Below are 16,206 nucleotides of genomic sequence, written 5' to 3' on the forward strand. Positions count from 1 at the left end.
TTTACCAGAGCGCACCTTTCCGGTTTCCCAAGCCCGCGGACGGCCAACTACTCTGGCACGTTATGGAGTCTGCACACTATTTCAGCGCCCAGCCGGCCGGGCCGTTCACCCGCAAGCCCCTCACCGTGGAACTGGCCGGCGCGCCGCGGCAGCTGCAGACCTCCAGCGGAATCTTCAGTCCCGACGGCGTCGACAAGGGCACCGCGGTGCTGCTGGCGGATGTCCCGGCCCCCGCCCCGCAGGGGAACCTGCTGGACATCGGCTGCGGCTGGGGTCCGATCGCGCTGACGATGGCGCTGAAGGCCCCGCACGCGCACGTCTACGCCGTGGACGTCAACGAACGCTGCGTGGCCCTGACCAACGAAAACGCCGCGCTGCTGGGCCTGGAAAACGTCACCGCCAGCACCCCCGGCGAGGTGGACCCGGAGCTGCGCTTCGACACCATCTGGTCCAACCCGCCTATCCGGATCGGCAAGGACGAGCTGCATTCCCTGCTGCTGCTCTGGCTGCCGCGGCTGGCTCCGGGCGGCTCGGCGTGGCTGGTGGTGCAGAAGAACCTCGGCTCGGATTCGCTGCAGCGCTGGTTGGGCACAGAGCTGGACAGCAGCTTCACCGTGACCCGGGAGAGCACCTCGAAGTCGTTCCGGATCCTTCGGGTCAGGAAAGCGTCCCGCTAGCGACGATCACGGCCGGGCCGCTGAGCTCGACGTGCTCGTGGCCGTCGGGGGCGACGAAGAACTTCACGCCGACGACGCCGCCGGGCACCGTGACGTTCCAGGCGTCCGGCGCGCCCTGACCGGCCCAGTGCCGGATCGCGACGGCGGCCGCGCACGCGCCGGTGCCGCAGGAGAGGGTCTCACCCACGCCGCGTTCGTGGACGCGCATGCTGATGGCGCCGACGCCGTCGTGGACCAGCGGTTCGGCGGGGACGACGAACTCGACGTTGGTTCCGTGCGGCGGCTCCGGGTCCACGCGCGGTGCGGCGAAGAGTTCGGTGGCGTCCAGTTCCGCCTGCTCGGCGAGGGCGACGACGGTGTGCGGGTTGCCCATGCTGACCGAGAGGGCGGGGCGGGCGACGTCGAGGCCGTGGGCGCTGACGAGGGAGTCCATGGCCCGGGCGGTGGCCTCGCCGGGGAAGATGAATTCCCAGGGGCCCATGTCCACGGCGTAGCCGGAGGCGGTGCGGACGACGGTCTTGATGCCGGCGCGGGTGCCGATCACGAGGGATTCCCCGGCGGGCAGGTCCACGAGGCCCTGCTGGACCAGGAAGTGGACGAAGACCCGGACCCCGTTGCCGCACATTTCGGACAGCGATCCGTCACCGTTGCGGTAGTCCATGAACCACTCCGCCTCCGGGTGCTGCGCGAGCAGTTCGGCGCCCTCGGGCAGGAACCGGGAGGGGACCGCGCGGATCAGCCCGTCGCCGCCGATGCCGCGGTGCCGGTCACAGAGGGCCGCGACCTGCTCGGCGGTCACTTCCAGGGCCCCGTGCGGGTCCGCGATCAGGACGAAGTCGTTGCCGGTGCCGTGGCCCTTGGAGAAGGCGAGCCCGGCCAGTGCTGTGGTGTCGGCGGCGTGGGCCGTGGAAGCGGCGGTTCCGGCGAGAGTGTCATCCATGGTCCAAGGCTACCGGGCTGCCTCCCGCCGGGACCAACGCCAGCTGCGTTGCCTTCGCCACGAGGTCCGGGTCCTGCCAGTCGAGCCAGGCGATCCGGGGGTCGGCGCGGAACCAGGTGAGCTGGCGGCGGGCGAACTTGCGGGTGGCGGCGATGGTGTCCTCGGCGGCGTGCGCGATGTCGGATTCGCCGTCGAGGACCTTCAGGAACTGGGCGTAGCCGAGGGCGCGGGAGGCCGTCTTGCCACGGCGCAGGCCCTCGGCATCCAGCTGGCGCACCTCCTCGAGCAGGCCGCGGTCCACCATGGCGTGCACGCGGGCGGCGAGACGCTCGCGCAGCTGCTCCCGGTCCACCTCGAGGCCGATCTGGACGGCCGGGCGGTGGTAGGTGCGGTCCGGCATGAAGGAGCTAAAGGGCCGGCCGGTCAGTTCGTACACCTCGAGGGCACGGATGACCCGCCGGGCGTCGCCCAGGCGCCCGGCCGAGACTGGGTCCACCTGTTCCAGCCGGGCCCGCAGCGGGGCCAGGCCTTCCGCCGCCTCCTCGGCCTCGAGGCGGGCCCGGACGGCCGGGTCCGTGCCGGGGAAGTCCAGGACGTCCAGGGCGGCCCGGACGTAGAGCCCGGATCCGCCGGCGAGGATGGCGCGTTTTCCGCGGGCGTGAATGCCGTCGATGGCTTCCCGGGCCTGCCGTTGGAAGTCCGAGACGCTGGCTTCCTCGGTGACGTCCATGATGTCGAGCAGGTGGTGCGGGACACCGCGCCGTTCGGCGTCGGTGATCTTGGCAGTGCCGATGTCCATGCCGCGGTAGAACTGCATGGCGTCCGCGTTGACGACCTCGCCGTCGAGCGCCAGCGCGAGGTCGACGGCCAGGTCGGACTTCCCGGAGCCGGTGGGGCCGACGACGGCGATCACCGGCGGCGGGGCGGCGGACAGTTCGGCTCCGGTCACGGCGTCAGCGGCCGCGTACGGGCAGCGTGGGCATGCCGAGGGACACCCCGGCCTTGCCGCCGCCGGCAGCGCCGGGGGCGGGTGCACCGCAGGAGTCGGCCTGGGACCGGTCCCAGGCGTCGCCGGCCCGGGAGCGGCGCAGCTGGTAGTCCTCGGGCGACGCGGGGTCGGCGATGAGGTGGAACGACGCGGCCTCCGTGACGGTCACGGTGACGAGGTCGCCGGGGCGGGGGCTCTCGGCGCCGTCGGGCACGGAGAAGTGCACCAGGCGCTGGTCCTGCGCGCGGCCCGAAAGCCGGTGGGTCTCCCCGCCTTCCTTCCCTGCTGGGCGGTGACCATGACCTCGACCCGGCGGCCCACCTGGCGGGCGTTTTCCTCGGCGGCGATCCGGTCCTGCAGGGCGGTGAGCCGTTCGAAGCGTTCCTGCACCACGGCCTTGGGCAGCTGTTCGGGCAGGTCTGCGGCGGGGGTGCCGGGCCGCTTGGAGTACTGGAAGGTGAAGGCGGTGGCGAAGCGGGAGCGCTCCACGACGTCCAGGGTGGCCTGGAAGTCCTCCTCGGTCTCCCCGGGAAGCCGACGATGATGTCGGTGGAGATCGCGGCGTGCGGGATCTTGTCCCGGACCTTGTCGAGGATGCCCAGGAACTTGGTGGAGCGGTAGGAGCGCTTCATGTCCTTGAGCACCTTGTCCGAGCCGGACTGCAGCGGCATGTGCAGCTGCGGCATGACGTTGGGGGTCTCCGCCATGGCCTCGATGACGTCGTCGGTGAAGGCGGCGGGGTGCGGGCTGGTGAACCGGACGCGTTCCAGTCCGGGGATCTCGCCGCAGGCGCGCAGCAGCTTGGAGAAGGCCTGACGGTCGCCGAATTCGACGCCGTAGGAGTTCACGTTCTGTCCCAGCAGGGTGACCTCGATGGCGCCGTCGTCCACGAGGGCCTGGATTTCGGCGAGGATGTCGCCGGGGCGGCGGTCCTTTTCCTTGCCGCGCAGGGCAGGGACGATGCAGAAGGTGCAGGTGTTGTTGCAGCCAACGGAGATGGAGACCCAGCCGGCGTACACGGAGTCGCGCTTGGTGGGCAGCGTGGAGGGGAACACGTCGAGGGATTCGAGGATTTCCAGCTGCGCCTCGTCGTTGTGGCGGGCCCGGTCCAGCAGGGCCGGCAGCGCGCCGACGTTGTGGGTGCCGAACACCGCGTCGACCCACGGCGCCTTCTTCAGGATCGTCTCGCGGTCCTTTTGCGCCAGGCAGCCGCCGACGGCGATCTGCATGCCCGGGTTCGCATCCTTGACCGGGCGGAGAATTCCGAGGTTGCCGTAGAGCTTGTTGTCCGCGTTCTCGCGCACGGCGCAGGTGTTGAAGACAACGACGTCGGCCAGCTCCCCTCGGAGCGGACGTACCCGGCCGCCTCGAGCAGCCCGGACATGCGCTCGGAGTCATGCACGTTCATCTGGCACCCGAAGGTGCGCACCTGGTACGTGCGGGCGGGCGCGGACACTGCCGCATCCGTGGAATCGGCGTGCGTCGAGGGGCTGTCGGCTGGGGAGGGAATGGTCAAACTCACCCGTTAAGGGTACCGGCTCCGCCCGGGGCGCGGACTACGCGGGCGGGGCGAGGGTGAGGATCTCGGCCCCGCTTTCCGTGATGGCGATGGTGTGTTCGCTGTGGGCGGTCCGGCAGCCGGTGGCGCTGCGGAGCGTCCAGCCGTCGGCGTCGGTCACCAGGGTGGCCGTGTCCTCCATGATCCAGGGCTCCAGCGCCAGCAGCAGTCCCGGCCTGAGCGTGAAGCCGCGGCCAGGCCGGCCGGTGTTGGGCACGTGCGGGTCCTGGTGCATGGTGGAGCCGATGCCGTGGCCGCCGAATTCGGTGTTGACCGGGTAGCCGGCCGCGGTGAGGACGCCGCCGATAGCGGCCGACAGGTCGCCGATCCGAGCGCCCGGCTTCGCCGCCGCAATGCCGGCGGCGAGGGCGCGTGCGGTGGTCTCGATCATCGCGACGCTCGCGGCGGGACGAGCTTCGCCGACGAGGAAGCTGATGGCAGAGTCCGCGGCGATGCCGTTTCTGGAGACGGCGAGGTCGAGGGTGAGCAGGTCCCCGTCGGCCAGGCGGTAGTCGTGGGGCAGTCCGTGCAGGACGGCGTCGTTCACGGCCGTGCAGATGTAGTGGCCGAACGGTCCGCGGCCGAAGGAGGGGGCGTAGTCGACGTAGCAGGATTCGGCGCCGGCCGCGGCGATGAGTTCCTTGGTCCAGCGGTCAATGTCCAGCAGGTTGGTGCCGACGGTGGTGCGGCTCTTGACGGTCTGCAGGATGCCCGCGACGAGGGCGCCGGACCCGCGGGCCCGGTCCAGTTCGGCGGCGTTGAGAATCTCGATCATCCAATAACTATACCGTCCATATTATCCCGGTACACTGGGTGTCATGGTCAGACTCCCACTCTCCCCGACGAGGTCCGCCGCGGCCAACGCCTGGGCACACTGCTGCGCGAGGCCCGCGGCGACCGGTCGATGCTGGACGTGGCCCTGGCCGCCGGGGTCTCCCCGAGACGCTGCGGAAGATCGAGACCGGCCGGATCGCCACCCCTGCTTTCCCGACGATCGCCGCATTGGCCGAGGTCCTTGGGATGTCCCTGGACCGGCTGTGGGAGGGCGTCAGGGATGCCGAGCCCGACTTGTCAGCAGCCGGCCGCCCGACGGACGCGCCAGCGACGGACGTGCGCACGGCGTCCTAGGACCAAGGGCTTACGGGAATCTGCCGCGTGTGGCGCCGTCTCGGAACAAGACGCTGCCTTAGGTCCAGGCTCCGTCCTCGAACGGCGGCTCATCGCCCGCGCCGCCGTCCTGCAGCGACTCGTCAATGACCTCGTTGACGATCCGGAAGGCCTGGCCGGGCTGGTAACCCTTCCGGGCGAGCATGGACGCAAGCCGCCGGACGGCCTTGTCCCGTTCCGCGCGGTCCTCGAGGCCGTGCAGGGACCGGAGCTTCCGCTCCACCAGCTGGCGGGCAGCCGCGTCTTCCTGCTCGTCGGTCACCTGGGCGAGCGCCTCGGCCGCCGCGTCCTCCGCGACGCCCTTCTCGGCCAGTTCCCGGCGCAGGGCTCCCCTGGCGAGCTTCCGGTTCTCCGAGCGGCTCCTGACCCACATCCGGGCGAATTCCGCGTCGTCCACCAGCCGGACCGCCTCGAAGCGGTCCAGCACGGCCTCGGCCACATCCTCGGGGATGTTCCGCTCGGCGAGTTTGCGCTCGAGCTGGTGCCGGCTCTTGGCGGAGCCGGTCAGCTGCCGCAAGATGATGGTGCGGGCCACCGACGCGGGGTCCGCGTCGGCGTCCAGCTCCGGCGCCGGTGGCTGAGAAGCCCGTGGCTTAGAACCCGTCAACGGCCTTCAGCTTCGGCGACTCTTCCGCGTCGGCTGCCTTGACGCCGACGCCGAGCTTTTCTTTGATCAGGCGCTCGAGCTCCGCTGCCAGCTCCGGGTTGTCGCGGAGGAAGCGGCGGGAGTTCTCCATGCCCTGGCCCAGCTGGTCGCCGTCGTAGGTGAACCAGGAACCGGACTTCTTGATCAGGCCGTGTTCGACACCCATGTCGATGATGCCGCCTTCGCGGGAGATGCCCTGGCCGTAGATGATGTCGAATTCGGCGATCTTGAAGGGCGGGGCCATCTTGTTCTTGACGATCTTGGCCTTGGTCCGGTTGCCGACCGAGTCAGCGCCCTCCTTAAGGGTCTGGATCCGGCGGACGTCGATGCGGATGGAGGCGTAAAACTTCAGCGCCTTACCACCGGTGGTGGTTTCCGGGGAGCCGAAGAAGACACCGATCTTCTCGCGGAGCTGGTTGATGAAGATGGCGGTGGTCTTGGTCTGGCTCAGCCGGCCGGTGATCTTACGCAGGGCCTGGCTCATCAGGCGGGCCTGCAGGCCGACGTGGCTGTCGCCCATGTCGCCTTCGATTTCGGCGCGGGGCACCAGTGCGGCGACGGAGTCGATCACGACGATGTCCAGCGAGCCGGAGCCCACCAGCATGTCCATGATTTCCAGGGCCTGCTCACCGGTGTCCGGCTGCGAGACGAGCAGCGCGTCCGTGTCCACGCCCAGCTTGGCGGCGTATTCGGGGTCAAGGGCGTGTTCGGCGTCGATAAAGGCCGCGATGCCGCCCTGGCGCTGGGCGTTGGCGACGGCGTGCAGCGCCACCGTGGTCTTACCGGAAGATTCCGGGCCGTAGATCTCTACGACGCGGCCGCGGGGCAGGCCGCCAATGCCAAGGGCGACATCCAGGGCGATGGAGCCGGTGGGAATGACCTCGATGGGGGCGCGGACTTCATCGCCCAGGCGCATGACCGAGCCCTTGCCGAACTGCTTGTCAATCTGGGCGAGTGCTGCGTCGAGCGCCTTCTGGCGATCCGGGGCTGCGGCCATGATTCACACCTCAAAAACTTTCTCATTGGAGAGTGGCCGTCACGGCCGTTGCTGTCATCACCGACGTTAGGGGCAGCCACTGACAAAGTTGCCGCCGTCGTCGCGTATGTGGAAAACGCTCTGAAAAAAGCATAGCCCGACCCGAACAGATATTCGAACAATCCCCCGGCGTGTCAGGCACCCCGGCAGGCCGGGCGCCCACGGGGCGGGCCTGGTTCTCCGGACCAGTCCAGCGGGCCGACGTCGCCGGGCCTAGTTCAGCGGACCCTGGTCGCGGGGTTTGATGTCGCGGCCGAGCCGGCGCTCCGCGGGCACGTCCTGAACGTCGCACATGGCCAGCCACACCTGTTTGGGCGGGATGCCGGCGCTCAGCGCCTGGTCCGCGGTGCGCCCTCCGACGCCGGCCAGGATCAGGGAGCTGCTGAGGACGCGGGAGTAGCCGGCACCGAACTCGTCGTCCATGAGCCGCCAGAAGTCGCTGATTCGCACCGCACAAGTCTCTCACGGAAGGGGACCCCGGGGCGGACCCTAGAATGGTTGCTATGAGCACCATTGACCACGCCGCGACCACGCCGGAGCAGGGTTCCGGGGCCGGCGCGGCCTCCCCCGACGAGTCCATTGCTGAGGTGGAACACCAGCTGAGCCTGCTGTGGCGGCGCGCCCGTTCCGTCTCGCAGCGGCTCTCCCGCGAGGTGCACCCGGACATGGAACCCGCCGCGTACGGCCTGCTCTCGGTGCTCCGGACGAGGGGTCCGATCCGCCTGACCGAGCTGGCGGCCTGGCTGGGCGTGGGCAAGCCGTCGGTCAGCCGCCAGGTAGCGTTCCTGGAGGGCCTCGGCCTGGTGTCCAAGGCCGCGGACCCGCTGGACGGCCGGGCGCAGGCGATCAGCCTGACGGCCCTGGGCGAGGAGAAGATGCACCTGGTGCAGGACGCCCGGCGCGAGGTGTTCCGGGACCGGCTGGCGGAGTGGCCTGCCGGGGACCTGGCGGCCTTCGCCGGCTACATGGCCCGGCTCAACGCCAGCTACGAACGGGACGGCTTCCCGCGCGACGAAGACCTCTAAAAGACCTGCAGGGGCACGCAAAGGTCCCCGGCACACCGCCGGGGACCTTTTCTATGCTTGTGGTGACGCTGGCTTTAGCGGGCGCCCGACAGCAGTCCGGTTCCCAGTTCGTCGTTCAGTTCACTGTCCAGGTCACGGCCGTACCGCTGGGAGAATTCCTGCGGAACGGTGTCCGGCACTGCCACGCCCTCGGCCACGGCGACACGGTCGCTGACCTCGCGGAGCATGCTGGAGAGCGGGACATCGAGGGCCGTGCAGATCGACGAGAGCAGCTCCGAGGAGGCTTCCTTCTGGCCGCGCTCCACTTCGCTCAGGTAGCCCAAAGATACTCGGGCACTGTGCGAGACTTCGCGGAGGGTACGGCCCTGGCGCTGGCGGACGTCGCGCAGGACATCGCCAATTTCGTGACGAAGTACAACCATCTTGCGCTCCTTCTGTTCGCTCTTAGCCTGATCGGCGAGGCCCACATCCTTCCAGCGGACAACGCCGTTTACGGATACGGGCTGCTTTACCATCTGTATCGCCTTGCTCCCTCGTTGGTCGGTTCGCCGTTTCGGTGCGAACGTCTCGGTGACTTCATCCTATGCGCCGCCCTTCTTCGATGGCGACACAATGTAACAACTATTCGAAATCACGTTTTGTTCCCCGTTACTTTACGGACCGGTAGCACCGCCGACGGCGTCGAGCAGCCGGTCGAGTGCGGCGCCGCAGGAGAGCGCGCGGATCTCCTGCCGGCTGCCCTCGAAGCGGTAGGGGTAGGACGCCGCGCCCTCCGCCGTGGCGACCCCGATGAAGACAGTGCCCACGGGCTTGCCGTCGTGGGCGTCGGGGCCGGCGACGCCGGTGGTGGAGACGCCGACGTCGGCGCCGCACGCGCGGCGGGCGCCGGCGGCCATGGCGGCGGCCACGTCGCCGTCGACCGACCCGGCCGTCTCGAGGAGAGTTTCCGGGACCCCGAGCACCGCCGCCTTGACCTCGTTGGCGTAGGCGACGACGCCGCCGCGGAGCATCGCGGAGGCGCCGGGCGTGTCGGCGAGGACGGCGGCGACCATGCCGGCGGTGAGCGACTCGGCCGTGGCCACCGTCAACCCGGCGTCGACGGACCGCTGCACGGCTTCGCCGGCGAGGCGGTGAAGGTTCGGGTGCAGGTTCGGGTGGGCTTCCGGGTGCAGGTTCGCGTGTGCTTCCGGGTGCAGGGGGCCGGTCACGGGGCGCCCTCCTGGATCTTCTGCTGCTGCGCCTTGATGCCGCGGGCGCGCAGCTTCATGGCCTCGATGACATACTCGGCGCCGGTCCAGACCGTGATGGCGAGGGCCGCCAGCATCACGATGAAGCCCAGCACTCCCAGCCACGGGGCGATCGCGGCGAGCGGGACGACGTAGAGGAAGATCGCGGCGGTCTGCACGACGGTCTTGAGCTTGCCGCCGCGGGAGGCGGGGATCACGCCGTAGCGGATGACGAAGAAGCGCAGGGCGGTGATGCCCCACTCGCGGATCAGGATCAGGGCGGTCACCCACCAGGGCAGCTCGCCCAGCAGGGACAGCATCACCAGGGCGGAGCCGATCAGCAGCTTGTCCGCGATGGGGTCAGCGATCTTGCCGAAGTCGGTGACCAGGCCACGGCTGCGGGCGATGTCGCCGTCGAGCTTGTCCGTGTAGATCGCGACGGCGAAGACGGCGACGGCGGCCCAGCGCCACGGCCCGTTGCCGGCGTGCAGGCCAGGGGCGTCCGCGACGAGGCACCAGATGAAGAAGGGCACCAGCGCGATCCGCAGCATCGTCAGGATGTTGGGCAGGTTCCAGATCTGCGGGGCGGCCCCCGGGTTGTTCTCTGCGCTAGTCACTCTCTTAGGCTACCGTCTGCACCGGTTACCGGCCGGTGAGCGACCAGGCGTCCTCGGAGCCCTCGTCCTCGCCGCCGTCCGCGCCGTCGTAGTATTCGACGCTCTGGGCCCGGTTGTCCAGGTCCGCCGCCACCAGGTCCTCGGCGTAGCCGCCCTGGGCGATGTTGGCGTTGGCGTTATCGCTCAGCGCTGCGGTCTGCGAGTCGGCCGCGGCCGGGGCGTCCTGGCCCTTCATGGCCGCCAGCACGGCCGCGAGGTCGTCCGGCTTGACCAGCACGTCGCGGGCCTTGGAACCCTCGGAGGGTCCCACCACTCCCCTGGATTCGAGCAGGTCCATGAGCCGGCCGGCCTTGGCGAAGCCGACGCGCAGCTTGCGCTGCAGCATCGAGGTGGAACCGAACTGCGTGGTGACCACGAGTTCGGTGGCCTGCAGCAGCACCTCCAGGTCGTCTCCGATGTCGTCGTCGATCTGCTTCTTCTCCGCCTCGGGCGCGACGTCCTCGCGGTAGACAGCCTGCAGCTGGCCCTTGACGTGCTCGACCACCTTGTGGATCTCGGATTCGGTGACCCAGGCGCCTTGGACGCGCATGGCCTTGGAGGCGCCCATCGGCAGGAAGAGCGCATCGCCCTGGCCGATCAGCTTCTCCGCGCCGGGCTGGTCGAGGACGACGCGGGAGTCGGTGACCGATGAGGTGGCGAACGCCATCCGGGACGGGACGTTGGCCTTGATCAGGCCGGTGACGACGTCCACCGAGGGCCGCTGCGTGGCGAGCACGAGGTGGATGCCGGCGGCACGGGCCAGCTGGGTGATGCGCACGATCGAGTCTTCGACGTCGCGCGGGGCGACCATCATCAGGTCGGCGAGCTCGTCCACGATCACCAGCAGGTACGGGTACGGGCGGATGACGCGCTTGGAGTCCACGGGCGGGTGGACCTTCCCGGCGCGGACGGCCTTGTTGAAGTCGTCGATGTGCTTGAAGCCGTAGTTGGCCAGGTCGTCGTAGCGGGCGTCCATTTCGCGGACGACCCACTGCAGCGCCTCCGCGGCCTTCTTGGGGTTGGTGATGATGGGGGTGATCAGGTGCGGGACGCCCTCGTAGGCGGTCAGTTCCACGCGCTTGGGGTCCACCATGACCATGCGCACCTCGTCCGGGGTGGAGCGCATCAGGATCGAGGTGATCATCGAGTTCACGAACGAGGACTTACCGGCACCGGTGGCACCGGCCACGAGCAGGTGCGGCATCTTGGCGAGGTTGGCCACGACGTAGCCGCCCTCGACGTCCTTGCCGACGCCCATCACCATCGGGTGGTCCGTGCGGCGGGCGTTCTGGCTGCGGAGGACGTCGCCCAGGGAGACCGTCTCGCGGTCCGTGTTGGGGATCTCGATGCCGATGGCGGACTTGCCCGGGATGGGGCTGAGGATCCGGACGTCGGAGCTGGCCACCGCGTAGGAGATGTTCTTGGACAGGGCGGTGACGCGTTCGACCTTGGTACCGGGCGAGAGTTCGATCTCGTACCGGGTGACGGTGGGGCCGCGGCTGAAGCCGGTCACGGTGGCGTCCACGTTGAACTGTTGCAGGGTGTCGGTCAGGGCGGCGACGACGGCGTCGTTGGCCTCCGTGCGCTCCTTGGGGATGGAGCCCGGGGTCAGGAAGTCCGAGGCCGGCAGCGTGTAGGTGACGTCCCCGGCGAGGGAGAGCTGCTCGGTACGCTGCGGGATCGGGGTGGGCTGCGGCACGGGGGCGACGGGGTTGGCCGGCACCTTGGCCGCGGCGGCCGCTGCGCCCGGGGTGACGGACCCGGCGGCGATCATGCCGGGGGTGATCTGCGGGATGGCTTCGGTGGCGTTCTCCGGCGCGGCGGCGCTGTCCGCCGCTGCGCCCAGGCCCTGGGCGGCCTTGATCTTCTCGACGGCGATCTCGGCCTGCGTGGGGCGGCGCACGCCGGGCGCGACGGCGGGCGCCTTGCCGGCGCGGCCGCGGCGGCCGCCGTCGTCGTGGGCGTCGTCGGGTTCGTCGTCGACGACGGCGTGCTCAAAGGCCTCGTCGCCGACGTAGCCCTCAAGCCGGGCGTCGGCGGCGTCCTGGTCCTTGCCGAAGAGCCGCTTGCGCTTCTTCTTCGGAGCCGGGGCGTCGTTCTCGTAGAGGTAGCTGCGGTCGTGGGCGTCGGTCTCCGGTTCGTCCCGGAGGTCGATGCCCATGAGGTGTTCGTAGGCGCCGCGGATCCGTGAGGGAATGGCGCCGAACGGCGTGGCGGTGACGATCAGCAGGGAGGTGAACGCGAGCAGGCTGTACAGGGCCACCGGGACGGCGGGGTGGATGGTGGCCAGCGGCGCGGCGGCGAGGTAGCCGAGCATGCCGCCGGCGCGACGGAGGCCGTCGAAGCCCTCGGCGACGCCTGGCTGGCCGCCGATGATGTGGGCGAGGCCGCAGCCGGCGAAGGTCATGATGAGGAAGCCGATGCCGACGCGGTTGTTGCCGCGGCCGTCCACCGGCTGGCGGAAGAGCCGGAAGGCGCAGACGAACAGCATGAGCGGCAGCAGCAGGGTCATCCAGCCGAAGGTGCCGTTGACGATCCCGTAGACCAGGTCCGGGAGCCAGCCGCGGAAGCCCCACCAGGCGAAGGTGGCCACGAAGACGCCGAGGACAAGGTTGAACAGGGCGGCACCGTCGCGGCGCTCCTCGGGGTGGAGGTCGCTGACGTCGGAGCCAATGCGGCGGATCCCGGCGCCCAGGACGTGCCCGATGCCGAGCCAGGCACCCGCAACGACGCGGACCAGCCAGGGCTGGTGCGGCTCGACGGCGGCCATCTGCCGGGTGCGGGCCGTCCCCTGCGTGCGGGATTTGGACGCGGCTGCGCCGGAGGCTTTGGCCGAAGATGTGCCTGATTTGCCCCGCGGGCTGCCGCTTGAGTTGCCTCTAGGCGCGGAAGTAGTTCGTGTCGCCATACCTGCCACGGTACCCGAGGACCGGCCGGATGCCCCGGATTTCCGGGGCGGAGCGGGCCATGTTGATGCTCCCCGGCCCGGCGGGCTCACGGCTCGGCGCTCCCCCGTCCCCGGCGGGTTCACGGCACAGCGGGTTCACGGCACAGCGGGCTCACGGTGCGGAGGGGACTGCTAACGCCGGACGGCTCCCCCGGCCGGGCCGCGCATGGGCGGAACCGGCGGGAGGAGCCGTTTGGGTGCTGCTGGTGGTTCGGGTGCTGCGGGTGCTTACGCCTCGAGGACCACCGGGATGATCATCGGCTTGCGGCGCAGCTTGCGGTTCACCCAGGTGCCGATAACCCGGCGGACGACCTGCTGCAGCTGCTGCGTGGTGTGGTCGCGGTTCTTGACGGCGTCCTCGAGCGCAGCGTTGATCTTCGGGATGATCTCGTCGAAGACCGAGTCGTCCTCGGCGACGCCGCGGGCGTGGATCTCCGGGCCGGAGACGACCTTGCCGGTGGCGCGGTGGATGACGGTGACGATCGAGATGAAGCCCTCGTCGCCGAGCGTCTGGCGGTCCTTGAGGTCCGCCTCGGTGACCTCGCCGACGCTGGAGCCGTCGACGTAGACGAAGCCGACCTCGACCTGGCCGACGATGTCCGCCTCGTGGTCGCGCAGGTCGATCACGGTGCCGTTGTCGGCCAGCAGGATGCTTTCCTCCGGCACGCCGGAGTCCAGGGCGATCTTGCCGTTGGCGATCAGGTGCCGGGTCTCGCCGTGGACCGGCATGGCGTTCAGCGGCTCGAGGATGTTGTAGCAGTAGAGCAGCTCGCCGGCGGCGGCGTGGCCGGAGACGTGCACCTTGGCGTTGCCCTTGTGGATCACGTCCGCGCCGAGCTTGAGCAGGCCGTTGATGATGCGGAAGACGGCGTTCTCGTTGCCCGGGATCAGGCTGGAGGCCAGGATGACGGTGTCGCCCTGGCCGACGACGACGCGGTGGTCGCCGTTGGCCATGCGGGACAGCGCGGCCATCGGCTCGCCCTGGGAACCGGTGGACATCAGCACCACGCGGTTGTCCGGCAGGTTGTCGATGTTCTTGATGTCCACCAGGATGCCGGCGGGCACCTCGAGGTAGCCGAGCTTGGCGGCGATGGCCATGTTGCGGACCATGGACCGGCCGACGAAGGCGACCTTGCGGTTGTGGTTGGCCGCGGCGTCGAGCACCTGCTGGACGCGGTGCACGTGCGAGGAGAAGGAGGCGACGATGATGCGCTTGGATGCCTGGCCGAAGAGGCGGTCCAAAGTGGGGCCGATCTCCTTTTCCGCGGTGGTGAAGCCGGGAACGTCGGCGTTGGTGGAGTCCGAGAGGAACAGGTCCACGCCTTCCTCGCCGAGCTTGGCGAAGTGGCGCAGGTCGGTGATGCGGCCGTCGAGGGGCAGCTGGTCCATCTTGAAGTCACCGGTGTGCAGGACGGTGCCGCCGGCGGTGCGCAGGAAGACCGCGAGGGCGTCCGGGATGGAGTGGTTGACGGCCACGAACTCGCACTCGAAGGGGCCGAACTTCTCGACCTGGCCCTCGTTGACGATCATGGTGGTCGGCTTGATCCGGTGTTCCTGCAGCTTGGCCTCGATCAGCGCCAGCGTCAGCTGCGAGCCGACGAGGGGGATGTCGTTGCGCAGGCGCAGCAGGTACGGGACGGCGCCGATGTGGTCCTCATGGCCGTGGGTGAGGATGACGGCGACGACGTCGTCCAGGCGCTTCTCGATGTAGGAGAAGTCCGGGAGGATCAGGTCGACGCCGGGCTGGGTCTCCTCGGGGAAGAGGACGCCGCAGTCAACGATCAGCAGCTTGCCGCCGATTTCGAAGACCGTCATGTTGCGGCCGATCTCGCCGAGGCCGCCCAGCGGGACGATCCGCAGGGTGTTGGCGGCCAGTTTCGGCGGCGTGACGAGGCCGGGGAGGGCGGTTTGGGTCATAGTGCACTACTTTCCAGGCGGGGCATGGCAGGTCGGGGCGTGATGCGGCGCGGGGCCGGATCAGGCGTAGACGAGCCCGGCCTCCGCCAAGTCCTCGCGGATTGTTTCGATCTCGGCTTCGCCCGGCTCCACGAGGGGCAAACGGACAACCGAGTTGGGCAGGACTCCCTGCCACTTGAGAACTTGCTTCGCAGCTACAGCGCCCTGAATGTGGGTCATCACTGCACGGACCACGGGGTCCAGTTCGAAATGTAGGGTGCGGGCGCTGGCGAAGTCGCCCGCAAGCGCGGCGTCGATCATGGCCCGGAACTGCCGGGTCGCGACGTGCGCGGAAACACTGACGAGCCCGACGGCGCCGGCGGCCATCCAGGGCAGGGTGAGGCCGTCGTCGCCGGAGTAGACGTCAAGGTCCGTGTTGGCCAGCACCTTGGTCACGGCGGCGAAGTCGGCCTTGGCGTCCTTGAGGGCGACGATCCGGGGGTGGTCCGCCAGCCGGATCATGGTCTCGGGAAGGATCGGGACGCCGGCGCGGCCGGGGATGTCGTAGACCATGACGGGCAGGTCTGCCGCGTCGGCGACAGCCTCGATGTGCGCCTGGATGCCGGCCTGGCTGGGCTTGTTGTAATACGGGGTGACGATCAGCTGGCCGTGGGCGCCGGCCTTGGCGGCCCGCTTGGCCATCTCGATCGAGTGCGAGGTGTGGTTGGTGCCGGTGCCGGCGATGACCTTGGCCCGGTCCCCCACCGCCTCGACGATGACGCGGAACAGCTTTTCCTTCTCGTCGTCCTCCAGGGTGGAGGTCTCGCCGGTGGTGCCGGAGATGACGAGGGCGTCATTGCCGTCGTCGACGAGCTTGGAGGCCAGTTCGGCGGACTTCTGATAATCGACGTCACCATCGTTCGTGAACGGCGTGACCATGGCGGTCACGAGGGTTCCAAACGTGTACGAGCGAATGTCAGAGTCAGCCATGGCAAAAACGTTACCTTGTCCCCGCAGTGTTAGGACAATAACGGCAACGTGACGCGCATCATCCCCGTTCGGGTGCGGTGCCCGCCGCGGCGCCGCCCGCGGTGCCGGGCGCTGCGCAGTAGCGGCCCACCGCCTGCTCCCGCAGCGACTCCGCCCAGGCGGCCAGCCGCTGCGCCGCGCGGACGTAGTGGAAGAGCTCGATCGGCGTGAGCGCCTCGACATCGGTCTCGGCGAGCCGGCGTGCCAGTTCGGCGCCGGGCTGCTGGGCGGACAGGGCGGTTCCCTCGTTGTGCCAGGTGAGGTCCTCCGCAGCCTCCCCGGCCACCAATCGGCGGAACAGGAAATCGACGACGCCGGGGCTCATGGCCTTAAGGACGCCGGAGGAAGGCCCGAGCCCGGCCGGCTGCGGTTCTGGTGGATGGTTCATGCCGCCCATCTTATTCGAACATATATT

General features: G+C 69.4%; 15 protein-coding genes and 2 pseudogenes. 3 read left to right on the forward strand and 14 right to left on the reverse strand.

Annotation, left to right across the window (positions count from 1 at the left end):
* Positions 1–62: 62 nt before the first annotated feature.
* Entirely contained in the window at positions 63–677 is a 615-nt protein-coding gene (locus tag ACRQ5B_RS00200; protein ID WP_364137228.1) for a class I SAM-dependent methyltransferase, read from the forward strand.
* Here ACRQ5B_RS00200 and dapF read toward each other — a convergent pair.
* From dapF to map, 4 genes and pseudogenes are all read right to left on the reverse strand, one after another.
* Positions 658–1,617, reverse strand: coding sequence for a diaminopimelate epimerase (gene dapF / locus ACRQ5B_RS00205; RefSeq protein WP_432395798.1), 960 nt, complete (start codon positions 1,615–1,617; stop codon positions 658–660). The two genes, ACRQ5B_RS00200 and dapF, sit on opposite strands and share 20 nt — an antisense overlap.
* Positions 1,610–2,566: a tRNA (adenosine(37)-N6)-dimethylallyltransferase MiaA gene (gene miaA / locus ACRQ5B_RS00210; protein ID WP_432395801.1), complete on the reverse strand. Its 957-nt coding sequence runs from the start codon at positions 2,564–2,566 to the stop codon at positions 1,610–1,612. Before miaA ends, dapF begins: the two co-directional genes overlap by 8 nt.
* Positions 2,567–2,570: 4 nt before the next feature.
* A pseudogene (gene miaB / locus ACRQ5B_RS00215) lies at positions 2,571–4,127 on the reverse strand (tRNA (N6-isopentenyl adenosine(37)-C2)-methylthiotransferase MiaB).
* 34 nt (positions 4,128–4,161) lie between these two features.
* The gene (gene map, locus ACRQ5B_RS00220) at positions 4,162–4,938 is read right to left on the reverse strand and encodes a type I methionyl aminopeptidase (RefSeq protein ID WP_432395804.1); all 777 of its coding nucleotides are present in this window, start codon (positions 4,936–4,938) and stop codon (positions 4,162–4,164) included.
* 43 nt (positions 4,939–4,981) lie between these two features.
* Between map and ACRQ5B_RS00225 the strand changes: the two are divergent.
* A pseudogene (locus tag ACRQ5B_RS00225) lies at positions 4,982–5,291 on the forward strand (helix-turn-helix domain-containing protein).
* A gap of 58 nt (positions 5,292–5,349) precedes the next feature.
* Here the strand turns inward: ACRQ5B_RS00225 and ACRQ5B_RS00230 are convergent.
* The 3 genes from ACRQ5B_RS00230 to ACRQ5B_RS00240 form a co-directional block, all read right to left on the reverse strand.
* Positions 5,350–5,865: a regulatory protein RecX gene (locus ACRQ5B_RS00230; protein WP_432398790.1), complete on the reverse strand. Its 516-nt coding sequence runs from the start codon at positions 5,863–5,865 to the stop codon at positions 5,350–5,352.
* A 58-nt stretch (positions 5,866–5,923) separates the two neighbouring features.
* Positions 5,924–6,973, reverse strand: coding sequence for a recombinase RecA (recA, locus tag ACRQ5B_RS00235; RefSeq protein WP_290258309.1), 1,050 nt, complete (start codon positions 6,971–6,973; stop codon positions 5,924–5,926).
* 252 nt (positions 6,974–7,225) lie between these two features.
* Positions 7,226–7,462 (reverse strand): DUF3046 domain-containing protein, encoded by a 237-nt coding sequence (locus ACRQ5B_RS00240; protein ID WP_432395808.1) that lies wholly within the window; start codon positions 7,460–7,462, stop codon positions 7,226–7,228.
* A 44-nt stretch (positions 7,463–7,506) separates the two neighbouring features.
* Between ACRQ5B_RS00240 and ACRQ5B_RS00245 the strand changes: the two genes are divergently transcribed.
* Entirely contained in the window at positions 7,507–8,037 is a 531-nt protein-coding gene (locus tag ACRQ5B_RS00245) for a MarR family winged helix-turn-helix transcriptional regulator (protein ID WP_432395810.1), read from the forward strand.
* Between the two features lie 74 nt (positions 8,038–8,111).
* On the opposite strand, the gene ACRQ5B_RS00250 is transcribed toward ACRQ5B_RS00245, so the two are convergent.
* The 7 genes from ACRQ5B_RS00250 to ACRQ5B_RS00280 all read right to left on the reverse strand — a co-directional run bounded on the left by ACRQ5B_RS00250 (position 8,112) and on the right by ACRQ5B_RS00280 (position 16,179).
* Positions 8,112–8,552, reverse strand: coding sequence for a helix-turn-helix domain-containing protein (locus tag ACRQ5B_RS00250; RefSeq protein ID WP_290258312.1), 441 nt, complete (start codon positions 8,550–8,552; stop codon positions 8,112–8,114).
* Between the two features lie 138 nt (positions 8,553–8,690).
* Entirely contained in the window at positions 8,691–9,185 is a 495-nt protein-coding gene (locus ACRQ5B_RS00255) for a CinA family protein (RefSeq protein WP_432398791.1), read from the reverse strand.
* 56 nt (positions 9,186–9,241) lie between these two features.
* Entirely contained in the window at positions 9,242–9,880 is a 639-nt protein-coding gene (gene pgsA / locus ACRQ5B_RS00260) for a CDP-diacylglycerol--glycerol-3-phosphate 3-phosphatidyltransferase (RefSeq protein WP_432395813.1), read from the reverse strand.
* A 25-nt stretch (positions 9,881–9,905) separates the two neighbouring features.
* On the reverse strand, positions 9,906–12,827 hold the full coding sequence (locus ACRQ5B_RS00265) for a DNA translocase FtsK (protein WP_432395816.1): 2,922 nt from the start codon (positions 12,825–12,827) through the stop codon (positions 9,906–9,908).
* A 267-nt stretch (positions 12,828–13,094) separates the two neighbouring features.
* Positions 13,095–14,783 carry a ribonuclease J gene (locus ACRQ5B_RS00270; RefSeq protein WP_290258316.1) on the reverse strand — a complete coding sequence of 563 codons (1,689 nt, stop codon included), beginning with the start codon at positions 14,781–14,783 and terminating at the stop codon, positions 13,095–13,097.
* 60 nt (positions 14,784–14,843) lie between these two features.
* Entirely contained in the window at positions 14,844–15,752 is a 909-nt protein-coding gene (gene dapA / locus ACRQ5B_RS00275; protein WP_432395819.1) for a 4-hydroxy-tetrahydrodipicolinate synthase, read from the reverse strand.
* Between the two features lie 58 nt (positions 15,753–15,810).
* The gene (locus tag ACRQ5B_RS00280) at positions 15,811–16,179 is read right to left on the reverse strand and encodes a hypothetical protein (protein ID WP_432395822.1); all 369 of its coding nucleotides are present in this window, start codon (positions 16,177–16,179) and stop codon (positions 15,811–15,813) included.
* Between the last annotated feature and the right edge of the window lie 27 nt (positions 16,180–16,206).

The sequence above is a fragment of the Pseudarthrobacter sp. L19 genome (assembly GCF_050859435.1).
Lineage (GTDB): Bacteria > Actinomycetota > Actinomycetes > Actinomycetales > Micrococcaceae > Arthrobacter.

Excerpts from the sequence above, each read along its gene's own strand:
- ACRQ5B_RS00270 (WP_290258316.1), bottom strand. The coding sequence starts at position 14,783 with ATGACCCAAACCGCCCTCCCCGGCCTCGTCACGCCGCCGAAACTGGCC.
- dapA (WP_432395819.1), bottom strand. The coding sequence starts at position 15,752 with ATGGCTGACTCTGACATTCGCTCGTACACGTTTGGAACCCTCGTGACC.
- ACRQ5B_RS00245 (WP_432395810.1), top strand. The coding sequence starts at position 7,507 with ATGGTTGCTATGAGCACCATTGACCACGCCGCGACCACGCCGGAGCAG.
- ACRQ5B_RS00200 (WP_364137228.1), top strand. The coding sequence starts at position 63 with ATGGAGTCTGCACACTATTTCAGCGCCCAGCCGGCCGGGCCGTTCACC.
- map (WP_432395804.1), bottom strand. The coding sequence starts at position 4,938 with ATGATCGAGATTCTCAACGCCGCCGAACTGGACCGGGCCCGCGGGTCC.
- ACRQ5B_RS00280 (WP_432395822.1), bottom strand. The coding sequence starts at position 16,179 with ATGAACCATCCACCAGAACCGCAGCCGGCCGGGCTCGGGCCTTCCTCC.
- ACRQ5B_RS00265 (WP_432395816.1), bottom strand. The coding sequence starts at position 12,827 with ATGGCGACACGAACTACTTCCGCGCCTAGAGGCAACTCAAGCGGCAGC.
- recA (WP_290258309.1), bottom strand. The coding sequence starts at position 6,973 with ATGGCCGCAGCCCCGGATCGCCAGAAGGCGCTCGACGCAGCACTCGCC.
- dapF (WP_432395798.1), bottom strand. The coding sequence starts at position 1,617 with ATGGATGACACTCTCGCCGGAACCGCCGCTTCCACGGCCCACGCCGCC.
- ACRQ5B_RS00250 (WP_290258312.1), bottom strand. The coding sequence starts at position 8,552 with ATGGTAAAGCAGCCCGTATCCGTAAACGGCGTTGTCCGCTGGAAGGAT.